The sequence below is a fragment of the Mesobacillus foraminis genome, from assembly GCF_004340465.1.
GTDB lineage: Bacteria > Bacillota > Bacilli > Bacillales > Cytobacillaceae > Mesobacillus_B > Mesobacillus_B foraminis.
On sequence record NZ_SLVV01000008.1, the window covers coordinates 273,057 to 288,580 of the forward strand.

Here is a 15,524-nt window from a genome sequence, read left to right on the forward strand (position 1 = left end):
AGTGATTTTGGTAAATTTGGAACCGTAAAAAATGCTAGAGTTATCTTTAATGAAATTTTTCATTGCATCGGGCAAGTTTTGTTCTAGCACCTACAGGGTATCTTAACGTAAAAAATTGATGAGCAAGGGGCAGCGTATGGATAACACCTGGGAATACAATCTATTCACAATGGAAATTAATCGTTTGCAAAGGGAATACCGCCGCTTTGAAAACGTGAAAATAAAGCAGGATGTATCTGAAGATATTGAACTTCTAAAAGAAGCTCTGAATGCTTTAAATTCCGGCCCGGATAGCAAGCATTTTTCTTAACCTGGCTGGAGTGAAAGAACTATGGATGCCATACCGTACTTATTAGATGGAAATAAAAGGCCTTATAAAAATATGCGCAGCCTGGAATCATTGCCTGTCTGCCTTGACGAACAATTCCAAGGAACCGGCGCGAACCGTTCCCGTTGGAATATCGCTCTATCAAAGTAAGATGCTCTCTTTTCGAAAAGACATTATGAACAAAAAGAGCCAAGGATAAGATTCTATCGCTCTTTTTCGGGTAAATGAAACTCATAAGGGTGTTGTATGTGATAGCTATTTTTACAGTGCGGATCTGTTATAAAAGACTAGCTTGATACAGAAAAAAGAAATTCACCCTTTGATTAGAATCAGAGAAGGAAAGGGGAAAGAAAATGTATTCAGAAAGCCAATATGATGTTGAAGCAGTGGTGGAAAAAGAAACATATGCAACGGTTGTTTCTTATCAGACTCTGGAATTAATGTTTAAAGCAAGCGTAGTAACAATCAAAGGTACTTCTGTTGCTGTTCAAGAAGTGGAAGTAACGGACAGCGGAAGAGTAAGATTTCATGGAAATCTTGCAGAACTGTAAGGGGATGAACTGAACACTAGAAAATTAGTAAAACAGCCCTGCTATGAATCAAAAATAGGGTGATGATATAGTCAGTTGAAATGGTTGGGATAACCCTTCTAAAAAACGGTAAACCAGAATTATTCCTTGTAAAAAATTTATTCTTCCCCGAATCTTTTCGATGAAGGAAAACCGTTAAGATAAACGAAATGTTATTTTAACAAGGAAGGGATGGGGGAAGAAATGAAGGTTCTGATACTGGGTGGTACCCGTTTTTTAGGGAGAGCTTTGACAGAAGAAGGGTTGAAAAGAGGGCATGAACTCACGTTGTTCAACCGAGGCACAAATGCCGAGGTGTTTCCTCATGTGGAGCAGCTGATTGGCAATCGGGACAGTGATGTATTGCTTCTTCAAAATGGAAAGTGGGAGGCGGTCATCGATACATGCGGTTTTGCCCCACATCACATTAAAAAAATCGCTGCTGCACTGGGGGATCACATCGAGCATTACACCTTTATCTCGAGCATTTCCGTTTATAAAGATTGGGTTCCGCCGGGCATTGCGGAAGACTATCCTTTACATTCCAGCCCAGCGGAGGATGTATTGAAAGGCGTTGAGGAAGGTAAAATTTCTCCTTACGAGCATTATGGCGCCCTGAAGGTTTTATGTGAGCAAGAGGCGGAAAAGCACTGGCCGGGAAAGGTTTTGAGTGTCAGGGCAGGGCAGCTTGTCGGACCATTCGACTATACAGACCGGCTCCCTTACTGGGTTCAGCGGATTGAACAGGGCGGAAAAGTACTGGTGCCGGGACGCCCTGATCGGCCTGTCCAGTTGATTGATGTAAAAGATGTCGCTGCCTGGGTGTTCGATATGGCTGAAAGTAAGGAAGCCGGTACGTTCAATGTAACCGGGCCGGATGCTGGACGAACGATGGAAGACCTAGTCCATACCTGTAAAAATGTGGCCAACAGCGATGCCGACTTTGTCTGGACAGATGAACAGTTTATCCTGGAACAAAACGTACAGCCCTGGACGCAGCTGCCTTTATGGGTACCTGAACACTTCCCGCTGGAAGGAGAAGCTCACCCGTGGAAAGGAGCCTTTTCCATCTCCGTCGAAAAAGCGGTGAACGCCGGCCTATCGTTCCGGCCTCTTGAAGAGACCATCCGTGATGTCGATCAATGGGAGAGGGCAAGACCGGAGGGAGAACGAAAAGCAGGGATTTCCCTTGAAAGGGAGCAGGAGCTGCTGGAGGCTTGGGCACAAATAGAGAAGGGGAAATTTTAAAGTGTTTGATTTAACCAAGGTAATAGATTCTTTTTCGAGTGCATTGATCCGGGGAGGGTGAATGCCTTTTTTGTTTAAACGGGTTACCTTGCAGGTGTGGATCATAAGATACTATACTCACTTTATAGACGATAATGCTATTAAAGAAAGTGGCGGGGGAGAATATTTTATGAGGGTGGAGCAGCAGGATTTTATGGTTAAGGGTTTAAGTTACACGATACGGCCCGCAGTGGAGGAAGATGCAAAAACACTGTCTGAAGTAAGATTAAAGCTGGATGGCGAAACAGAAACCTTTGATCGAGAAAAAGGCGAAGGGTATATCGATGAATCTGGTTTCAGAAAAATCATTCACGAGGATGCAGAGTGCAATCATAATCTCTTTTTAGTGGCTGAGGTTCATGGCAAGATTGCAGGATTCATCAGGGCTGCAGGAAACAACCTGAAAAGAACCTCGCATAGAGTGGAATTCGGAATTGGCGTATTAAAAGAGTATTGGGGATATGGGATCGGAAAAAATCTCTTAAAGGAACTCATTCGCTGGGCCGACTCTAATGGAATCAGGAAAATAACCCTGCATGTTCTCGAAACCAATCAAAAAGCAGTCAAGCTCTATGAAAGCTTTGGATTTATTGTGGAAGGTATTTTAAGAGACGATAAACTCCTATCGGACGGGAACTACTATAATACCATTGTTATGGGAAGGATTAATGAGAAGAGTTAGGGGCGGTGCTTCAGTGGGAAGGATCGCCTTTTTGTTCTCCAGGTCAATGGGGAATGAATGTTAAGAGTTTACAAAGATAGAGAGTTTCCGAGGATTCTTTTAATCCATTCTCATTCAGAAAGTGGCAGGCATTGCTAGGATCCCTTAACGAAAAGTGCTGTCCCGAGTACCAAGGCTATCTCTACAGGCCGTCCATTCCCTGCAAAAGAGCTGAGGGAGGTCCTTTGAAAAGCATGCTTTCAAAGCATAAATGAAGCCGGGCAGATTCTGCAGCCCGGCTTTTCCAGGTTTCATGTTCAGTTTTTAGCGATTTTACAGGGAGCGTGCCTGCCGATTCGATTTCTACGTGCATTTTTTAAAACGATGAACATAAAACAATGATTCGATAGGGATTGGTTTGGGCGGGGATGCTTTTCGTGGCAGGTCCATACACGACGATCAAATCCCGATTTGCAGGGGATTTTGTAAAAGGCTGCCCATTTGTTAACAGTATTTGTGTAAAGGGGGATAGATTCAATTTTAACCTTCCATCTCTGCTTACAAGCTGACTGTTAAAATAATCAACTTTTACATTCTGATACGGGCTTTCTTTCACCATCACAAGTGCCCGGTACTGCGGCGGGTAAATCAGTGGAACGGGAGCATCACCGTCATAATAGCCCGTGACTCGATCGCCCGCTGCCACCACAGCATGGTCGACAAAATAAGTGGAAGGCGATACAACAAAATTCACTGATTCACCTAATCCGTTCTCGACCGATATCAATTTATAGCAGCCTTCTGACGTACCATTTTGACCTGTGGCAAAGTCGCTGATCATGGTTACAGTTCCGTGAAATGAGTAAAAATTAGTCATCTTCAGTCCTCCAATGGCATGCCGCAAATCCATGCAATTCAATTAAATTTACTGATTAGTGCAGTGTCATATAAGGCCACGATGGACATCGGCCTGCCTTTTAAACGCTAGTATTGTAATTTATGAGAGGCAGCCGTGAATGGTGACCTGGCCGACTTTATAGGGCAGTGCCCATTTTTAAACGTACAAGATGATAGGCCAATGGCTCAAGAATAGGATGCACTAAGCAACATCAAGAAAGGGTGTAAATGATGTATCCTAATCATTATTATTATTGGAATGATGATCCATTTGGCCAAGACGCTAATTTCGATCCAATGTTGGATGAAAGACAATTTGGCGGTGGTCCGCAGATGGGTCCGGGAGCTCAAGGCGGACCGCCGTCATCGCCTCCGCCAGGGTATGTGCCTGCACAGCAAGCCTCTGCATTTGCTGTTGATCCAGGAGGGATACGCAGGTGTTTGTTCAGATACACCTATGTATGGTTAAGAGGGTTTCAGCAATTCTGGTTTTTCCCAATCTTTGTCGGCCGAAACTCTGTCGCGGGATGGCGCTGGACAGGATTTAGATGGGTGTATTTTGGAATAAGCCTGCGTCAAATTCAGTCGTTTACTTGCGTTTAAAACAAGGCAAAAGCTTGTTCGAAGAAACTTCCTCCACATTATATAGGCAGAGTCGATCCTTCGCAGTGAAGGATCTTTTTTTTGTTTTTCATAGGAAGGGGAATGTTAAGAGTTTATAAAGATTGTGGGTAATCAAGGATTCTGTTAATGAATTCTTTTAAAATGAATAATGATAAATCATACCAGATAATGATAAAAATCAAAGAATAAAATACATATTAATTACAAATAAAACCATATATGTGATAAAATAACAATACCCTAGCTATGGAGGAATATCATGATTAATGTTTTTCGTTGGATAGGGTTTATTGCGGCTGTTGTTTATTTTATCTGCCAATTTACTTCCCTGGGGGACAATGAGGTTATTGAGAAAGGTGCATTAGCGGTGGTCATTGTCAGCCTATTAATCAGCTTTGTCATTCCCAATAAGAGTAAACAGGAACAGGCGTAGTTGGGGAAACGAAAAGAAGACACTGCAGCAAGTGTCTTCTTTTTTCGTTACGAATTATTCTTGAACTAATTCAGGGAAAGTGACTTTTATATACTCTTTCTCTTCGGCAGAGCTTAAGACTCCGTATGCCTTCCCAATCGTACCCTCTTTTTGTTCCCAAAAGAAGTTGTGATCAGAATCAATTGTATCGAACCAGCCATTTTTCCATTTGTCTGCAATCTCGAGCATCTTGTCCTTATTAGCAAATTGACTATTGGAAACGATGTCGTAAACCTGGTTGATCGTGTCTTCCACCATCGGAATCGCGCCGATCTTTTTTTCGGCCCTCACTTTCTGATGGGTCATTTTATGCATGACGTCCATTACTTGCTGCTGAGTGGGTTCGGGAGTAAGTCCAGTGTCATATGTAACTCCATCAATGAAGCCCAAACGTTCTGCAGCTTCTTCTGCGGCCTCTTCAGCCTCAAGCTTAGCCTCTTCTACTTGTTGCATTTCTAAATCCGCAAGACGTTCCTCTTCATACTCTTGCTGTGCTTCCTGTTCCTTTTGCCGTTCTAATTCGTAAGCCCGGGCATTACTGTTTATCTTAAAAGCGGCAAAAGCTGCAATGACCAGCACAAGGGCAAGTCCCCCTAAAAGCATTAAAAGTTTTGTTTTCTTTTCTGGTTTCAATTCCGTTCTCATGATGACGACCCCTGACTCTCTTTACTTTCATTCTCTATATCCATTTTAATGTAAGTTGCTGGGTTTTTGTGGGTAAAAATGATTTATTTTAAAACTAGGTAGGCGCACTTGGGTTAGTAGGTCTTTTACGCCTTACAAGGTGTTTGTCGTGAGGAATGACGCTGGAAAAACCACTTCCCTGATGAGAAGCGGCTCTTGTTTTGCAAACTATTTTACTTTTTTGGTTACTGTTTTGGTATTCTTGGCTTTGTCTGTGGCAGAAATGGTGATGGTGGTGTCTTTCTTTTGGGCCTTGATGCCGATCTTGAATTCGCCTTTTGAGTTTGCTGTTCCTGAACCGAGTGAGGTCTTGCCGGCCTTAACGGCAATCTTTGCTCCTGCTTCTGTCTTTCCTGTGACAGACTTAGTTTTGGTTGTGATCTCGTTAACCGTCAGGGAAGGGGCTGTTTTGTCAGCTACTGTTACGGTTGTGGCTTTGCTGACATTCCCTGCCGCATCCTTGGCCGTAAGTGTCAGTTTTGATCCTGCCTTGATTGGCTTGACAGTGAGCTTGAAATTCCCTGATTTGTCCGTTTTAGGAGAACCAAGGTTAGTCTTGCCATTTTTAATGGTCACAGTGGAGCCTGCTTCTGCTTTTCCGGCGATGCTTTTGTCATTATCGTCGACCTTGTTTACCTTAGGGGCGCCTGGAGCTGTTTTATCCTTAACAGTGATAGTGGTTGATTTGCTCGTATTACCGACGGCATCCGTGGCAGTTGCTGTCACCTTCGAACCAGCCTTGATCTTCTTGATGGTCAGCTTGAAATTGCCGGAGCTATTTGCTTTTGGCTTTCCTAATAACGTGCTTCCATTCTTCAGGGTGACCTCTGAACCTTTTTCTGCTTTTCCTGTAATGACGGTATCATTGTCATCGATCGCGTTGACTTTTGGAGCAGCTGGTGCCGTGACATCGAGCATTCCGGCCATCAGCATATAAGGCTCGTCGGTGCCAAGCATATAGCCATCCAAAGCCACGACGTAATAGTCTCCCGGCTTCACTGGAACAATCTGATAATAAATTCCGTCCTGATACTCATAAATCTCCGGTTCGACATAGTTAAGGCCGCTATCATAGATCCCATAGAGAAGCTGCATCATGGGATATTCATCCGTAACCCCAAGCACGGCCATGTATTCGTCATTCGTCGTCACTTTCACCTTATAGACATCAAAGTCCTCATCCCAGTAAAAAGAACCAAACATGCCGGTCATGAATGGGAGGCTGTCTGCCTCGTCAAAATAATCATTTGGCTCGGATTCATAAAGGACATCATCCTCTGCGGCTTTACCATATGAAAACCGGCTGGCACCCTTTTTGTTCAACTCCTTCGGCAAATTAAACTGATTAAGGTTGAGTTCATTTTTGAATTCTTTATTTGATTCCTCAAGGCTTGGCATTTTTATTTCTTCTTTAAAGTCTTCGGTGGACTTTGCTAAAGCACTTCCCGTAAAAGCACTGGCCATTAAAAACGCGGAGGCAACGACACTGACAATCCTTTTCATTTCAACACACCTCTCAAATTTTGGTACTTCCTTTAATGAGAATTATATGTTCTTTATATAGAACAAAGCAACATAAATTTATTTTTTTTGAAAGAAGGAATGTAGCTCTATTCAAGAAGATAACAAATTTTGAAAGTTTCGGATTCATAATCGAGTATGGCTGCGGGTTGGAGAGAGGCTCTTTGTTAAAAACAAACCCACCAACCGCAGAGAATTGGTGGGTTTGTTTTATTTATAAACGGAACTTGGAACTTTAACAGCTGGGTTTCCAGATGAATATGGAGCGACAGAATAGATCTGGAAGACGATATAGATGCCTGAATCATAATAGTAGAATGGCGTATCGGCCTTGATTTCAATGTCCTTGGCAGTAATGTCACTAAAAAATAGGGTAGGATGCTTTTTAATATAATTGGCCACATACTTTTGGACTTTTGCCCTTTTCGCGGATGTATTCAGGACATTGGTCAGCTTGAGCGGCTGTCCTGTAGCCAGATTGAAGTTGTAGGAAGTAACATAGTTCCCTCCGTGTGCGCCTCCCCAGTACTGATATTCATCCAGCAGGATGCTCAGGGTCTTGGTTGAATTATATTTTACTTTATAGGACGTCTGATGCTCGAATTCACACGAATACGGGTATTCCCGGCATATTTCCGGTTCTTCCTTTTTCAGATCCTTTTCGTCCTGGATTAAGGATAAATAGGATCCGTGTGATTTTTTTATGTAGTTTGTCAGCTGGCTGTTCATTTTCTGCTGCGCAGTCTTGCTTTTCAGACCGCTAACCTGAGGGTACTTTAAAGCAGAAATGTTCTTATACTTGTGCGGGGTGATTTTAGCCCCTTCAAACCTTAAGTATTTCGTGGATACATAGGCTTTTTTCTTTTTATACCGGATTTCGGACCAGCCGGATTTTGTTTTACTGTAAACACTTACCTTTGTTCCCTTTTTAAGTGTGCCAACTTTCTTTGACTTGGTTGACGCCTTTTCACGTACATTCAGTACATCGGCATTGACAGAAGCCGGATAGGTAGTTGCTGCTTGGGCGGGTACCTGGCTGGATATGAAGACTGCCATTAGAAGCACCATCACCAGCGTCCATTTTACGATTTTCTTCACTTGAATTTTCCCCCATCTGTGTATGTAATGCTGCATTCTAAACACCCATAGGTCCTCCAGAGCGTTGGGATTTCCTATTTATCTAGCGAAATAGGCACTTCGGATTACATATAGGTAATTTTTAGAAGTTAAGTAGTATTTTAGCATGGGGGTTATGGGGCTTCAAGAGGGGAGGGCAAATAAATTTCTCCAACAAACCTGAGGTACTTGCTTGTAAAATAACTATCCTCAAAAGGTGCATATTTAATGAAAAACATCAGTAAATATAGATGAAAGAGTCTTATAGTTATTCCGACTTGACATGTAGGAATACTTACAGTACTATTTGTCAGTACTTATTATCAGTAGATAAACATTTAGAGGGGGATCAACATTGGATAGCATTCTAATCATCGTAAATATTGCGATTTTCTTATTATTGATTGCCGGCTTGTTCCTGATGCAGAAGAAGCATGTCTCGTTTTCGAAGCGTGTATTCACTGCACTTGGTTTAGGGATTGTGTTCGGTTATCTGATTCACTTAATCTACGGAATTGATTCCGACATCACGGTGGGGACCATCGACTGGCTGAGCATCGTCGGTTCCGGCTATGTAAAACTGCTCCAAATGGTCGTGATGCCGCTTGTATTCATTTCCATCGTCGGTGCGTTTACAAAGCTCAAACTGACAAAGAACATCGGAAAAATCTCTTTCCTGGTCATCGGTATCCTGCTGGGTACAACGGCGATTTCCGCTGCCATCGGAATTGGATCCACATTAGGCTTTGGGCTTGATGGCATCCAGTTAACAGAAGGGGAAGCGGAAGCGAGCCGAAATGCCGAGCTTGCAGAAAGAGCCACAACTGTTGAAGGAATAACGGTTCCACAGCAAATCCTTCAAATGATTCCAAGCAATCCGTTTGCTGACTTAACAGGTGCACGCCCAACCTCAACGATTGCGGTTGTTATCTTTGCGGCGTTCATCGGAGTAGCTTACCTTGGAGTAAAACGCAAGGATCCGGAAAATGCGGACCTGTTTGCGAAAATCATTAATTCTCTGTACGCCATCATTATGAGGGTTGTAACGCTGGTACTGCGTTTAACTCCATACGGAATTCTGGCGCTCATCACCAAGGTTGCCGCAACAAGTAACTATGAGGCGATTGTCTCACTAGGGAAGTTTGTCATTGCATCCTATGTAGCACTGATCGCAATGTTTATTGTTCACTTGTTATTGATCACATTCGCGAAACTCAGCCCGGCCCAATACGTGAAAAAGGCAATGCCAACGTTGACGTTTGCGTTCACTTCCCGGTCCAGTGCGGGTACGCTGCCAATGACAATCAAAACTCAGTCAAAGGACTTTGGAGTATCAGAGGGGATTGCCAACTTTGCCGGCTCCTTTGGCTTGAGCATTGGCCAAAACGGCTGTGCGGGAATCTACCCGGCGATGCTTGCGGTCATGGTCGCTCCGTCAGCGGGAATTGATCCAACAAGCATCTCCTTCATCCTGACACTTATTGTAGTTGTCATGATCAGCTCGTTCGGCGTTGCCGGTGTCGGCGGAGGCGCAACCTTTGCATCTCTGATCGTCCTTTCCGTCATGGACCTTCCGCTTGCGATTGTCGGACTCCTGATTTCCGTTGAGCCATTAATCGACATGGGCCGTACAGCCCTGAATGTCAGCGGCGCAATGACATCCGGTGTCCTCACCAGCAAGGTGACAGGCGAATTTGATAAAAAGGTATACGACAAGCCAGAAGTGGTTGAAGCTTAATAGAGTAAGTAAAAAGCCTGCACCCAGGATTACCACAAGGGTGCAGGCTTTTTACTTTTTTCTAGAAAATAATTTTCACGATTTTTATCGAAAAGTAGGTTAGATTGTCAGGAACATTGGGTAAACCTATAAAAACGCACCCGGACATTTGTATGCCCAGGTGCGCTCTGATCGACCATAACAGTATTTTAATAGAATCGCTTAAAGCCTTCGAAATGCTTTTTATAGTAAGAATCGTTCATGTTGGTGATCCTTACGCCGCTGTTATCAGCATGAATGAACTGGTTGTTGCCCAGATAGATACCCAGATGCGAGATTCCTTTTTTATATGTATTTTCAAAGAATACAAGGTCGCCTAGCTGCGGATTATTCACATAATAAGAACGGCTGTAATATCCTTCTGCGGATGTGCGGCTCATGCTCTTGCCGCCCTTATTAAAAGCATAATAGATGAAGCCGCTGCAGTCAAAACCGCCGGCACTTGTTCCTCCCCATTTATAAGGAGTTCCGATCACGGCCTTTGCCGCAGAGATGACCTTTTGGACATCCCCAGCAACAGCAGGCTGGCTTGTTGATTCCTTCCCAGCGGATGGAGCAGCAGGGGCAGCCGGTGCCTGGGCAGTCCCAGAAACCTTTAATACTTTGCCTGCATAAATTAAATCAGAGGAAAGATTATTAAGGCTTTTTAATTGGGCAACCGTCATCTTGTGCTGGCTGGCAATCTTGCTCAGCGTATCTCCCGGTTTAATGGTGTAAGTGCCAGAAGCTGGAGCAGCTGGCTGTGTGCTCGTTGCAGGTTGTGTAACCGTTGGCGATGGTTTCGCTGCGGCTTGGGTTGAACCAGAAACAACAAATACTTGTCCAGGATAAATCCGGTCGCTTGTCAGCTTATTCCATGACTTAAGGTTAGACAAGGATATATTATGCTTCTTGGCAATCCCGCTCAACGTATCCCCGGAGACTACCTTATAGGTTTTCGACGTGGTGCTGCTTGCTGCAGTTGCTTTCGGTGTACTTGTTTTCACTGCGGCAGAAGCAGTGGACGTGGTTTTCGATACGGTTAGAGTTTGGTTCACATAAATCAAATCAGACTTGAGTCCGTTCAGGTTCTTTAAGTTTGAGACACTAGTATTATACTTACTTGCAATATGGGACAGCGTATCCCCTTTTTTGACACTATATGTATCAGCAAACGCACTTGTCGAGAACGCAGAAGAAAGAACAGCAACAGTGGCAAGGGCAGTGACTTTTTTCTTCATCTTTTTTTTCAAACACTCCTAATCCGGCAATATAGTATGTCCATCTTACCATATTTGTCTAAAACTGGACACAGAATTTCGCCAAGATTTAACATACGTAACAATCCTGAAACAAAATTATCAGAAATTTTAGTCGACAAAGTATTTACAAATCCTTATACACCACATAGAATGATGTCATAATCTAGGGAGGATTAAGGGAATTGGACAAAAAGGAATATTCATTCAATTTCAGGCAAGAACAGTTCTTTGACCTGATTAGAAGAACCTATGAAAAAGGTCTAAATGACCAAGAGATGACCGTAGAGAAATTATTGAAAGATTTGCAGATAGATTTAAAGAATACAATCGTTAAGTAAGGCGGGGATTTATCCACCGTCTTTTTTTATTGTGTGCTAAACATTTTGGTATCAATGTCGATAAAAGTAGAGGGAATTATTTGTCCAATTTATGTTTATTTCCTTTTAATAATGGGTATATATATCTTGTTTTTATACTATTCATACCATTCTATAAAGGGTCGGAAAACGTAAATTGGGACTTATGGCGCCGAAGAGAATCATTAGAAAAATAATTTTAATGAAAAATCTATTTCTAAATTACGACATAATATGACATTTTCATTGAAAAACTGTTTTATTTTGCTTACAAATTATATATAATCAAAATAATAATAGGGTAAGCGCTATCACCATGATATTTTCTTTCAGCAGCCCTGTCTCTAAACCCTTATTAATCATTCGAAGGAGAATTACTAGATGTCAAACTATTATCACCTGACACCTGAAGAAAAAATGAGAAAGAAAAAGCGCAACAAAGTCCTTATTTATATCTCATTTTTTGTCCTCACTGTAGTTGTGAGCGGGGCACTGACATTATTGGCAAATCAAATGTAAGAACTTATAAAAAGGAGCGGTACCATATGGTATCGCTCCTTTTATGTTTACTTCGCAATGAAATAATGGATTAAATAATCAGCCCAAAGCTTATGGCCGGCTTCATTGGGACTTTCCTGGTCTTCCATCAGGTATTGCTTGATCTCCTCGCTGTCCGGATTTGGCCAAGTACTCCAGTGATCCAGGTAATCAATACTATTCCTTTTTGCATAATCTTCAAGAGCTTCTACCTGGAGTGGGTAGTAAGTTGCTTGATAAATTGGAAAGGAAGGTTGTAGGATTAGAGAGTGGTTGGAATTTTCCTCCAACAGTCCGCCGGCAATTGAAGTAATATTCTGCTCTGAATCTTCAATCGTAACCATACCATTATCTTTTAAAATAAAAGGTTCGAGCAGGGTAATGTCTGGGTGTAGTTTCTTTAATTCGCCAAGTTTTCCTTCAGCAATGAACTGGGAAGAAGTCAAGTCGTAGGTTTTAACAATCACTTTAACAGTTCCGCCATAGGCAGTCTCCAATTCTTTCTTTAGAAGGTTGCTCCAGCTATTTTCTTCCATCCCTAAGGCGTTGGAGCCAGCCAGTAGAATAGTGAAAGGCTTATTGATTTCCACAGCCTTACTATATTGCTCTCTCGCATCCTTTGGCCAGTTTTCAGTGAGCTTAGTAAGTTCCTCAACGTCGATGTCACTGTTAGTAGCGGTTGTTGTTTCCTCTTCATTGTTAACATCTTGACTAACAGTCCCGTTTTGAACTTGTTTAGCAGATGACACTGTTGTTTTTTCCTTCCAGTGCAGGTTTCCGGCAACAAGCAGGAAAATGCATCCAACTGCAAGGAGAACAACTAGAACGTTTTTCATGAAAGAAATCTCCCTCTTTCCAATAAATTGTAAATAATTCCATATTCTAAAAACTCTTTAAAAAGAGTGAAAAATAGGTTTAAATAAATAAGGGTTAGGGAACATTACAAGTTTATTAAAATTATGACAAGAAACGGCAATATTTACAAGTTCTTGTGTTATATTGTGCTATAATACTAAAAGATTTGCAAAAAAAAGTAAGTGGAGGATCGTATGGAAGAAACAATAAGTTTAAAAGAGTTACTTCAGAGCTTAAGAAAACGACTGGTCATGATAATGGGCATTACCTTAACAGCCGTGATTGTTAGCGGTGTGATTAGCTTTTTCTTTTTGACACCGATTTATCAGGCTTCAACACAGATACTAGTTAATCAAAAGAAAAGCGAACAATCTATGTATAATCCTAGTGAAGTTCAAACTAATCTTCAGTTAATTAATACCTATAATGTAATTATAAAAAGCCCCGCTATTCTCAATGAAGTGGCTAAAGAGCTGAATCTTGATATTACAGCCCAGCAGCTAAACGAAAAGATTATAATTGGTAGTGAAAATCAATCACAGGTTGTCAATATATCTGTCCAGGATGAGAATCCTGAAACAGCAGCAGCTATTGCCAATACGATAGCAAAGGTTTTTGAAAACGAGATTGTTGAAATTATGAATGTTGATAACGTAAGTGTTCTTGCAGAGGCAACTGTAATTGAAGGACAGTCTCCTGTTAAACCGCTGCCGATTTTAAATATTGCAATTGCTCTAGTTGTAGGTTTATTGGCAGGGGTAGGACTAGCTTTCCTGCTAGAGTATTTTGATAATACACTTAAAAACGAACAGGACATTGAAAAAACACTCGGCCTACCAATCCTAGGAAGTATTTCAGTGATTGAAGGCTCACAAATGGATACAGTAAAAGAACAACGAGGTAAGAGAAATTCTAAAGCAAGGGGTGAGGCAATTGGCTCCTAAGAAAACAATGATGGGTGAACAGAGACGGAAATTAGTAACTTCTTATGATCCTAAGTCTCCGATATCGGAGCAATACAGGACGATCCGAACCAATATTCAGTTCTCCTCTGTTGATGAAGAAATTAAAACTATTATGGTTACTTCCTCAGGACCAGGAGAAGGGAAGTCGACAACAGCCTCAAATCTGGCAGTTGTATTTGCCCAGGCAGAAAACAGTGTATTACTTGTTGATGCTGATATGAGAAAGCCGACTGCTCATTATACCTTTAATCTTACAAATACTTTTGGTTTAACCACTGTCTTGGCAAAGCAAATTTCGCTCGGGGAAGCTGTGAAAGAAACAAATGTCCCCAATCTTTCTGTTTTAACTAGTGGTCCAATACCACCCAACCCTTCAGAATTGATGGGCTCTGTCGGTATGGAAAGATTCATAAAAGAAGCAAAAGAGACCTTTGATATTATTATTTTTGATACACCTCCTGTATTGGCTGTTACAGATGCTCAAATACTGGCTAATAAATGTGATGGAACAATACTTGTTGCCTATAGCGGTAGAACTGAGATGGAAGCAGCGGGAAAAGCAAAAGAATTATTAGTTGCTTCAAAAGGAAAACTTTTAGGGGCCGTATTAAATGGGAAGAAACTCGAGAACTCAGATAATTATTACTATTATGGAACGAAATAGGCTTCATCGACTTTTTTCGACAAAATATCCCCTTTGACCTCTTAATGTGTCGATGGTAACCTGTTTAAGGACCTAGGAAATTAACAATCTTATGGAAATGGGTGATTGCAGTGATTGATATACATTGTCATATACTACCTGGAATAGATGACGGTGCGCAACATATCGACAACAGCATTGATATGGCCAAGAAGGCTGTTCAGGATGGAATTCATACAATCATTGCCACCCCGCACCATAAAAATGGCCGCTACGATAATCCGAAGCGAGAAATTTTGAAAAAAGTAGAAGAGTTGAATAAGAGACTACGGGAAGAAAACATTGAAGTGACTATTTTGCCAGGGCAGGAACCGGCTATTAATGGAGATTTGTTAGAAAACTATCTGAAGGATGAGATTCTTAGTCTGAATAATACCCATTATCAGTTTGTTGAATTACCTTCGAGCCATGTACCACGCTATACAATTCAAATGCTTTTTGAGCTTCAATTAAAGGGACTTACTCCTATAATTGTTCATCCAGAGCGAAATCAGGAGATTCAGGAACGCCCGGATTTGTTGTTTAAGATGATTGAAAAAGGTGCCTTGGCACAGGTGACGGCTGGAGCGATTTGTGGAAAGTTTGGAAAGAGGGTTAAAAACTTATCTTTTGACTTGATTGAAGCAAATCTAGTCCATTTCATTGCATCGGATGCCCATAATGTTTACAAACGCTCATTTAATATGGTTGAGGCTTTTGATATTGTTGAATCCAAATATGGAGTCGATTTAGTCTATTTATTCCAGGAGAACGCTGAGTTATTAGTTGAGGGACAGAATGTTTATAAAGAAATGCCGCATCATATAAAAAAGAAAAAGTTTTTAGGTATTTTCTAAATTATATATTTGATAGAACAATGATAAGGCAATGGGTAAATCACATCAAAATTAGATAGATAACTGTAATAGAATTAACTCTTCAGGAAATTCTC

The 15,524-nt window shown here is 41.6% G+C and carries 19 protein-coding genes; 13 read left to right on the top strand and 6 right to left on the bottom strand.

Going from position 1 to position 15,524, the window contains the following annotated elements:
* Positions 1-136 precede the first annotated feature (136 nt).
* The 5 genes from EV146_RS27095 (at position 137) to EV146_RS16325 (ending at position 2,866) form a co-directional block, all read left to right on the top strand.
* The gene (locus EV146_RS27095) at positions 137-310 is read left to right on the top strand and encodes a hypothetical protein (protein WP_158287118.1); all 174 of its coding nucleotides are present in this window, start codon (positions 137-139) and stop codon (positions 308-310) included.
* Positions 311-331: 21 nt separating this feature from the next.
* Entirely contained in the window at positions 332-478 is a 147-nt protein-coding gene (locus EV146_RS27100) for a hypothetical protein (protein WP_158287119.1), read from the top strand.
* A 203-nt stretch (positions 479-681) separates the two neighbouring features.
* Positions 682-879: a hypothetical protein gene (locus EV146_RS16315; RefSeq protein WP_132008253.1), complete on the top strand. Its 198-nt coding sequence runs from the start codon at positions 682-684 to the stop codon at positions 877-879.
* A gap of 222 nt (positions 880-1,101) precedes the next feature.
* On the top strand, positions 1,102-2,145 hold the full coding sequence (locus EV146_RS16320; RefSeq protein ID WP_132008256.1) for an NAD-dependent epimerase/dehydratase family protein: 1,044 nt from the start codon (positions 1,102-1,104) through the stop codon (positions 2,143-2,145).
* A gap of 169 nt (positions 2,146-2,314) precedes the next feature.
* Positions 2,315-2,866 (top strand): GNAT family N-acetyltransferase, encoded by a 552-nt coding sequence (locus EV146_RS16325; protein WP_132008508.1) that lies wholly within the window; start codon positions 2,315-2,317, stop codon positions 2,864-2,866.
* Positions 2,867-3,221: 355 nt separating this feature from the next.
* Here EV146_RS16325 and EV146_RS16330 read toward each other — a convergent pair whose 3' ends face one another.
* Positions 3,222-3,722 carry a hypothetical protein gene (locus EV146_RS16330; RefSeq protein ID WP_132008259.1) on the bottom strand — a complete coding sequence of 167 codons (501 nt, stop codon included), beginning with the start codon at positions 3,720-3,722 and terminating at the stop codon, positions 3,222-3,224.
* A gap of 251 nt (positions 3,723-3,973) precedes the next feature.
* Between EV146_RS16330 and EV146_RS16335 the strand changes: the two genes are divergently transcribed.
* Both EV146_RS16335 and EV146_RS27105 read left to right on the top strand, forming a co-directional pair.
* Complete coding sequence (locus EV146_RS16335; protein WP_132008511.1) at positions 3,974-4,345, top strand: hypothetical protein; 372 nt, start codon at positions 3,974-3,976, stop codon at positions 4,343-4,345.
* Positions 4,346-4,625: 280 nt separating this feature from the next.
* On the top strand, positions 4,626-4,799 hold the full coding sequence (locus tag EV146_RS27105; RefSeq protein ID WP_158287120.1) for a hypothetical protein: 174 nt from the start codon (positions 4,626-4,628) through the stop codon (positions 4,797-4,799).
* Positions 4,800-4,853: 54 nt separating this feature from the next.
* On the opposite strand, the gene EV146_RS16340 is transcribed toward EV146_RS27105, so the two are convergent.
* The 3 genes from EV146_RS16340 to EV146_RS16350 all read right to left on the bottom strand — a co-directional run bounded on the left by EV146_RS16340 (position 4,854) and on the right by EV146_RS16350 (position 8,141).
* On the bottom strand, positions 4,854-5,483 hold the full coding sequence (locus EV146_RS16340; protein ID WP_132008262.1) for a DUF6241 domain-containing protein: 630 nt from the start codon (positions 5,481-5,483) through the stop codon (positions 4,854-4,856).
* Positions 5,484-5,690: 207 nt separating this feature from the next.
* Complete coding sequence (locus EV146_RS16345) at positions 5,691-7,025, bottom strand: Ig-like domain-containing protein (protein WP_132008265.1); 1,335 nt, start codon at positions 7,023-7,025, stop codon at positions 5,691-5,693.
* A gap of 228 nt (positions 7,026-7,253) precedes the next feature.
* Complete coding sequence (locus EV146_RS16350; protein ID WP_158287121.1) at positions 7,254-8,141, bottom strand: PdaC/SigV domain-containing protein; 888 nt, start codon at positions 8,139-8,141, stop codon at positions 7,254-7,256.
* Between the two features lie 373 nt (positions 8,142-8,514).
* Between EV146_RS16350 and EV146_RS16355 the strand changes: the two genes are divergently transcribed.
* Positions 8,515-9,897 carry an L-cystine transporter gene (locus tag EV146_RS16355; protein WP_132008271.1) on the top strand — a complete coding sequence of 461 codons (1,383 nt, stop codon included), beginning with the start codon at positions 8,515-8,517 and terminating at the stop codon, positions 9,895-9,897.
* Positions 9,898-10,085: 188 nt separating this feature from the next.
* On the opposite strand, the gene EV146_RS16360 is transcribed toward EV146_RS16355, so the two are convergent.
* Complete coding sequence (locus EV146_RS16360; protein ID WP_132008274.1) at positions 10,086-11,156, bottom strand: C40 family peptidase; 1,071 nt, start codon at positions 11,154-11,156, stop codon at positions 10,086-10,088.
* A 203-nt stretch (positions 11,157-11,359) separates the two neighbouring features.
* Between EV146_RS16360 and EV146_RS27110 the strand changes: the two genes are divergently transcribed.
* Both EV146_RS27110 and EV146_RS27115 read left to right on the top strand, forming a co-directional pair.
* The gene (locus EV146_RS27110; protein ID WP_158287122.1) at positions 11,360-11,515 is read left to right on the top strand and encodes a YwzD family small protein; all 156 of its coding nucleotides are present in this window, start codon (positions 11,360-11,362) and stop codon (positions 11,513-11,515) included.
* A gap of 399 nt (positions 11,516-11,914) precedes the next feature.
* The gene (locus EV146_RS27115) at positions 11,915-12,052 is read left to right on the top strand and encodes a hypothetical protein (protein WP_158287123.1); all 138 of its coding nucleotides are present in this window, start codon (positions 11,915-11,917) and stop codon (positions 12,050-12,052) included.
* A gap of 47 nt (positions 12,053-12,099) precedes the next feature.
* Here EV146_RS27115 and EV146_RS16365 read toward each other — a convergent pair whose 3' ends face one another.
* Positions 12,100-12,906: an SGNH/GDSL hydrolase family protein gene (locus EV146_RS16365; protein ID WP_132008277.1), complete on the bottom strand. Its 807-nt coding sequence runs from the start codon at positions 12,904-12,906 to the stop codon at positions 12,100-12,102.
* 213 nt (positions 12,907-13,119) lie between these two features.
* On the opposite strand from EV146_RS16365, the gene EV146_RS16370 reads away from it, so the two are divergent.
* From EV146_RS16370 to EV146_RS16380, 3 genes are all read left to right on the top strand, one after another.
* Positions 13,120-13,869 (top strand): YveK family protein, encoded by a 750-nt coding sequence (locus EV146_RS16370; RefSeq protein WP_132008280.1) that lies wholly within the window; start codon positions 13,120-13,122, stop codon positions 13,867-13,869.
* Positions 13,859-14,554: a CpsD/CapB family tyrosine-protein kinase gene (locus EV146_RS16375; protein WP_132008283.1), complete on the top strand. Its 696-nt coding sequence runs from the start codon at positions 13,859-13,861 to the stop codon at positions 14,552-14,554. The genes EV146_RS16370 and EV146_RS16375 overlap by 11 nt, the downstream gene beginning before the upstream one ends.
* A 110-nt stretch (positions 14,555-14,664) precedes the next feature.
* Entirely contained in the window at positions 14,665-15,429 is a 765-nt protein-coding gene (locus tag EV146_RS16380) for a tyrosine-protein phosphatase (protein ID WP_132008286.1), read from the top strand.
* Positions 15,430-15,524: the final 95 nt, after the last annotated feature.

Coding starts and splice junctions, on each gene's coding strand:
- EV146_RS27095 (WP_158287118.1), top strand. CDS start 137: ATGGATAACACCTGGGAATACAATCTATTCACAATGGAAATTAATCGT.
- EV146_RS27100 (WP_158287119.1), top strand. CDS start 332: ATGGATGCCATACCGTACTTATTAGATGGAAATAAAAGGCCTTATAAA.
- EV146_RS16315 (WP_132008253.1), top strand. CDS start 682: ATGTATTCAGAAAGCCAATATGATGTTGAAGCAGTGGTGGAAAAAGAA.
- EV146_RS16320 (WP_132008256.1), top strand. CDS start 1,102: ATGAAGGTTCTGATACTGGGTGGTACCCGTTTTTTAGGGAGAGCTTTG.
- EV146_RS16325 (WP_132008508.1), top strand. CDS start 2,315: ATGAGGGTGGAGCAGCAGGATTTTATGGTTAAGGGTTTAAGTTACACG.
- EV146_RS16330 (WP_132008259.1), bottom strand. CDS start 3,722: ATGACTAATTTTTACTCATTTCACGGAACTGTAACCATGATCAGCGAC.
- EV146_RS16335 (WP_132008511.1), top strand. CDS start 3,974: ATGTATCCTAATCATTATTATTATTGGAATGATGATCCATTTGGCCAA.
- EV146_RS27105 (WP_158287120.1), top strand. CDS start 4,626: ATGATTAATGTTTTTCGTTGGATAGGGTTTATTGCGGCTGTTGTTTAT.
- EV146_RS16340 (WP_132008262.1), bottom strand. CDS start 5,483: ATGAGAACGGAATTGAAACCAGAAAAGAAAACAAAACTTTTAATGCTT.
- EV146_RS16345 (WP_132008265.1), bottom strand. CDS start 7,025: ATGAAAAGGATTGTCAGTGTCGTTGCCTCCGCGTTTTTAATGGCCAGT.
- EV146_RS16360 (WP_132008274.1), bottom strand. CDS start 11,156: ATGAAGAAAAAAGTCACTGCCCTTGCCACTGTTGCTGTTCTTTCTTCT.
- EV146_RS27115 (WP_158287123.1), top strand. CDS start 11,915: ATGTCAAACTATTATCACCTGACACCTGAAGAAAAAATGAGAAAGAAA.
- EV146_RS16365 (WP_132008277.1), bottom strand. CDS start 12,906: ATGAAAAACGTTCTAGTTGTTCTCCTTGCAGTTGGATGCATTTTCCTG.
- EV146_RS16370 (WP_132008280.1), top strand. CDS start 13,120: ATGGAAGAAACAATAAGTTTAAAAGAGTTACTTCAGAGCTTAAGAAAA.